Below are 5,276 nucleotides of genomic sequence, written 5' to 3'. Positions count from 1 at the left end.
GAGCTGCTAGCTGTCTCATGGCCACGGCCGACCCCGCAGTTGTGCCTGCGCTACTGAGTACTTATCAAATCATGTTGTGGTTTATAGGAGATAAAACCAGTGACTGAGTAGTACTAGTTCCTATCCTAGCAAAAGAAGAATCAGAACTGCCCTACACATGATCTAACGAAGGCGGCTGCCAGTGGTAGGCGTAGTAATGAGACAGCCAGGTGCACTTCCTGTCTGGCTCGTTGCGCAAGCCATCCACCACCGCCGAAGTGGGGCCAATGCCCGCCCCACTTACATTGCTAGTCAAACCACTACCTACCATCGTATCCTACTTACTCGTCCGAATACCTTGCCCATGTAATCACCAACACATAGAAAAACTCCCCTTGCCTAAGCAAGAGGAGTCTTCGTGATTCTATTATAGCGGCGGAGGGATTCGAACCCACGACCTTTCGGGTATGAACCGAATGCTCTAGCCAACTGAGCTACACCGCCAAGACATATGCACGTTGAAAGTATACAACTTCAAACGCAACGTCTCTTATCATACTAGGCATTTAAACAACTGTCAACCTCTCTTTTGCTAAAAAATAAACATACGGAATACGTCGAAATGTTTTGCGAATATGCCGCCATGAACAGACAAAATTTCTCGCAACTCCCATGTATAGTTTTATGTAAGAGAACATAGGGGGTATGGGAAATGAAGATGATTGACAATATGGAGCGACCGTTTGTGCAGATGTTCAGGGCTTCGTGGCAAGAATTGATGAATCGAAAAGTCTACTTGCTGACGGCCCTTCTTTTCTTAGTGGGATCATTCTTTCTATCACAAGCAGTAGTATTTGATATGGCCGTGCCATTTTTCTTACCAATCTGGGCATTAGCCAGTATGCGCTACCGTCAACATATGATTTATGTATTTATAGGAGGGATGGCGGGCAGCGCATTTCTAGGGGTCGGACAAGCCGTCATTCATCTAACACAATTATTGCTGTTTCATTCAATTATTAAAATTCCTGTTGTGAAAAGGTCAATTCCAATCGCTGTAGCGGGGGCAATGATTATTCCTCAACTGGTCTGGCAACTCGTAAAGTACGGAGACGGGATGTTGCCTTTGGCAGTTCAGTTATCAATCGGGTTAGAAGCCTTGCTTGCGTTATTCATGACTATTTTCATGTTGCTGGCATTTCCTTCTATAGAAAGAATGCTGTACGGACCGTGGAACCCTGAGCAGATCAGTGCGATGTGTATTGTGGGAGCGCTTGCAGCTACCGGGATGGGCGGTTTCCAGATTGGGACAGTATCAGTGGCAGGGGTGTTCTTGTTTCTCGCAATCTTTGTAGCGGCTGTCGTCGGGGGAGTGCCGTTTGCTACAACTGTCGGAATGATCATCGCTTTGATTATAGGAGTATCAGAACTATCTTTCACGGGTATGATGGCGTTATATGGTATGACCGGTTTGCTCGCGGGTTCACTGAAACGGTTTGGGAAGCTTGGGATCATCACCGGCAGTGTCTTTGTTTCGCTCTTTTTCCTTCTTTATGACGCGACATTGCCTCTTGATACCGTACATTTCTCCACAGTCGGTACCGCGGCCTTACTGTTTATATTGATTCCTTCACGTAAATTAAGTCAAATACGACAAGTTTTATTGCCGAAACAAGAAGGGATATCGGAAAAACGACAACAATGGTTGGCGGATAAGTTGGATGGCCAGCTAGCGGAGTTCCAGCAGTTCGCTCATTTCATGTCAACACTCGTGAATGATCGTCTATCTCCTGAAGAGGAAGTGGCGGCAACAAGTCAAGTACCATCAATTTGTCAATCCTGTTTTCGTTACCGTAAGTGTTGGGAAAATGAAGAGGATGGCATTGAACCGTTGATTAATGAATGGGAAACCACCTATTCCGCAACAAAAAAAGCGGCCCGAGTGCGTGTGGAACAGCAAATGAAGTATAAATGTCTACGCTTTAAGGGATTATTGAATGAATTGGAGGAAAGAGGAGCTAATAAATTATTAATGGGACAGTTACAGCATGGGCGAAAGATGCTGGCGTTACAATTACGCGATATGAGCACCCACATTGAAAAGGTCATGCGAGAAGTGAAAGAAGATCTGACTACGTATAAGTTGGCGGAAGAAGAACTTGCGAATCGATTGCAATCACAAGGGATCGAGTTTTTCCAAATAGATATTTTATCCGAAGAACGCGGTGCCTGTAGAATTGTAATATCGGTACCAGAGAAAAAAGCGGACTTTGAAGCTGAGACAACTGTTGGGGAATATTTATTATTGCCTATTTTAGAGGAAATGTATGATGAACCGATGCATATTTCAAAATCAACGTACCAACCATTCCCGTTCCCCCATGTCCAATTAACCTTTAGTTCTGCGGTTCGTTTTTCACTGGACTATGATATTGTCACTACAGCAGGAAAAGGATCGTTCAATGGCGGTGATGCGTATGAGTTATTCAAGATTCACGATGGATTGTCGGCCGTACTGCTATCTGATGGGATGGGACAAGATATCAATGCATACCACGAGAGTAGAAAGGTTATTCGATTGATGAGGGAATGCTTGGGTCAAAAAATGGATCCGGAGACGGCAATCCATACGTTACATTATATGATGGCGTTAAACGGGCTGGATGATATGTACGCAACACTCGACTTAGCGTTAATTGATCTACAGGAAGGGCGGCTGTGGTCGTGGAAGGCGGGATCGATGAGTACCTATATTAAGAGAAGTGATGATTGTATCCGGTTGGACAGCAAAACGGTGCCATTTGGCTTCTTACCTTCATTTTCAATAGAAGCAAAGAATGAAAAGTTGAAATCGGGCGATATTGTTGTCATGATGACGGATGGTATATTTAATGGAGACATACCGCTTGATATTCAGGAAGACGTCATGAATCAAACGATAGAACGCTTTAAAGAGATGGACTGCCGAACGATTGCGGATCAAGTGATGATGGAGATGGAACGGGTATTTGAGTCTGTGGAAGATGATCGGACAATACTAGTTATGAAAGTCGGTCATATTGTGCCGAAGTGGTCAAAAGCTAATAAGCAACCTCGAATCATTTCTAGCTAAACAATGGTAGAATAGAGAGAGGAGGGAGATGGATCATGAAAAGTTTGCAGCAAAAGGTTTTGAAGTTTATCGACAAGCAAACACTGATTCCTCCCGGCTCTCGTGTATTGGTCGCGTGTTCGGGTGGTGTGGATTCCATCGCACTGCTTCACTTTCTTGCGACGCATCAGCAATTTTTGGCCATTGAAGTTGGGGCCATTCATGTAGACCATATGCTCCGTGGAGCTGAATCTGCTGAAGATGCGTTGGTTGTGAAGCAACTATGCGAGGAGTTCGGACTACCCTTTTATTCTGAACAAGTACCTATTCCGGCTATCTTAGAAAGCCAGGGTGGCAATATGCAGCAAGTGTGTCGACAACAGCGTTACGCACGTTTCGAACAAACGATGAAAAGTGAGCAGTTCACAGTTCTCGCAACGGCCCATCATGCAGATGATCAACTAGAGACGGTATTGATTCAATTGAGTAAAGGACAATCATTAATCGGTATGCCGATACAACGTACGTTTCATTCGGGTAAAATTGTACGGCCGTTCCTTCCGTTAAAAAAGAGCGAACTGTACACGTATACGACACAATGCAAAATAAAGTTCCGGGAAGATCCAAGTAATCAGCAAGATTATTATTTACGTAATCGTATGCGACACCAAGTGCTACCCCTCTTGATAGAGGAAAACCCAGCTGTTGCGGTTAATACGGTACGGCAAACGGAGCAGCGTCAAGCGGATGAAAAATTGCTGAGTGAGCTTGCAGGTCAACACTGGCAGTCAATTGTTACGTATACGGATGAGCAGCTTCCTTCTTTTCAACGGGAGGCATTTCTTGCTATTCCCCACGCTTTACAAAAGCGAGTGATTCAACTACTATTAAAATGTCTGACTGAACCAGCAACAGAGAACGCTGAGTGGCATTTTACATTAGTGGATGAACTGTTACAGCATATTACGAATACAGCTGGGAATGTCACAATTGATTTGGCAAATGGCTATCGGTTTATCAGGCAATATGATAAACTGCTAGTTACAAAAAAGGATATAGATACAGCGTCTCTTCGTCCAAAAGTCCTTGAGAAAGGTACTTGGCATACGTGGGGAAATATTCAATTTTACTGGCATCATGTCAATGCGCATAGGATTCAACACTTTTTACCTTCAGACGAAATTAGGTATTTTCAATTGCCTGAGTCGGAACTGCCGTTAACTGCACGGTTGCGAATTACCGGAGACAGAATGCTGCTCAAAGGAATGTCGGTGCCAAAACGTATAAAGCGGATATTGATTGATGAAAAGATAGGGGTCGTGCAAAGACAACAGCAACCTGTCATTACGACAGCGAGCGGTACTGTGTGTGCGGTGCCTGGTGTACGGTATAGTGAGATGTTTTCGCGCTGCCAACTGGAAGGCGATTCATACATATGGATTACGCGAGAAGGCGAGACAAGATAAAATAGAGGGGGACGGGCCGATGATCGCACAAGATATCGAGCATGTTTTAATTTCAGAAGAGCAATTAGAAGAGAAAGTCCGGGAACTCGGAGCAACATTAACTGAAGAGTACCGTGAAAAGTTTCCATTGGCAGTCGGTATACTTAAAGGTGCATTACCATTTATGAGTGATCTGATTAAACGTATTGATACGTATATCGAATTGGATTTCATGGACGTATCTAGTTATGGAAATGCAACAGTTTCTTCAGGTGAAGTGAAGATCATCAAAGATTTGAACACTAGCATAGAAGGTCGCGATGTGTTGATCATTGAAGATATTATCGACAGTGGAAAGACATTGAATTATTTAGTTGAGCTGTTTAAATACAGAAAAGCCAACTCTATTAAAATTGTTACATTGTTGGATAAACCTACTGGCCGTAAAGTAGATTTAAAAGCAGATTATGTTGGTTTTGATGTACCAGACGCATTCGTAGTTGGATACGGCTTGGATTACGCAGAGAAATATCGTAATTTGCCATACATCGGTGTACTGAAAAAGGAAATCTATTCTTTCTGACCGTAGTTTAACGGACAGTATGTAAAGCCTTTTTTCATAAAGCATTTCTTTTGTTAAGTAGTGTTAATCTATGCTAAAATTTACAATAGTTTTCTGTTTAGTTTTTGTTGAATGAGATGAGGAGGCTTGGGATGAATCGAATACTTCGATACTTTCTTTTATATGGATTGATCTTCCT

The 5,276-nt window shown here is 43.2% G+C and carries 4 protein-coding genes and 1 tRNA gene; 4 read left to right on the top strand and 1 reads right to left on the bottom strand.

What is annotated here, in order from left to right; translation table 11 throughout:
- Positions 1 to 181: 181 nt before the first annotated feature.
- Positions 182 to 349: a hypothetical protein gene (locus Q7P97_RS14015; protein ID WP_303970000.1), complete on the top strand. Its 168-nt coding sequence runs from the start codon at positions 182 to 184 to the stop codon at positions 347 to 349.
- 60 nt (positions 350 to 409) lie between these two features.
- On the opposite strand, the gene Q7P97_RS14010 is transcribed toward Q7P97_RS14015, so the two are convergent.
- Positions 410 to 483 (bottom strand) — tRNA-Met (locus Q7P97_RS14010).
- A 208-nt stretch (positions 484 to 691) separates the two neighbouring features.
- Here Q7P97_RS14010 and Q7P97_RS14005 point away from each other — a divergent pair.
- Genes Q7P97_RS14005 through hpt form a run of 3 tightly spaced genes read left to right on the top strand, consistent with a single transcriptional unit; the run spans position 692 to position 5,098 of the window.
- Positions 692 to 3,091, top strand: coding sequence for a SpoIIE family protein phosphatase (locus tag Q7P97_RS14005; RefSeq protein ID WP_085427769.1), 2,400 nt, complete (start codon positions 692 to 694; stop codon positions 3,089 to 3,091).
- A gap of 35 nt (positions 3,092 to 3,126) precedes the next feature.
- The gene (gene tilS, locus Q7P97_RS14000) at positions 3,127 to 4,536 is read left to right on the top strand and encodes a tRNA lysidine(34) synthetase TilS (RefSeq protein WP_303969998.1); all 1,410 of its coding nucleotides are present in this window, start codon (positions 3,127 to 3,129) and stop codon (positions 4,534 to 4,536) included.
- Positions 4,537 to 4,555: 19 nt separating this feature from the next.
- The gene (gene hpt / locus Q7P97_RS13995) at positions 4,556 to 5,098 is read left to right on the top strand and encodes a hypoxanthine phosphoribosyltransferase (protein WP_085427771.1); all 543 of its coding nucleotides are present in this window, start codon (positions 4,556 to 4,558) and stop codon (positions 5,096 to 5,098) included.
- Positions 5,099 to 5,276: the final 178 nt, after the last annotated feature.

This window comes from Sporosarcina ureae, assembly GCF_029267015.1.
Lineage (GTDB): Bacteria > Bacillota > Bacilli > Bacillales_A > Planococcaceae > Sporosarcina > Sporosarcina ureae_D.
Note: the sequence above shows the minus strand (reverse complement) of the source record. Positions and strands in the feature narration are given on the sequence as shown.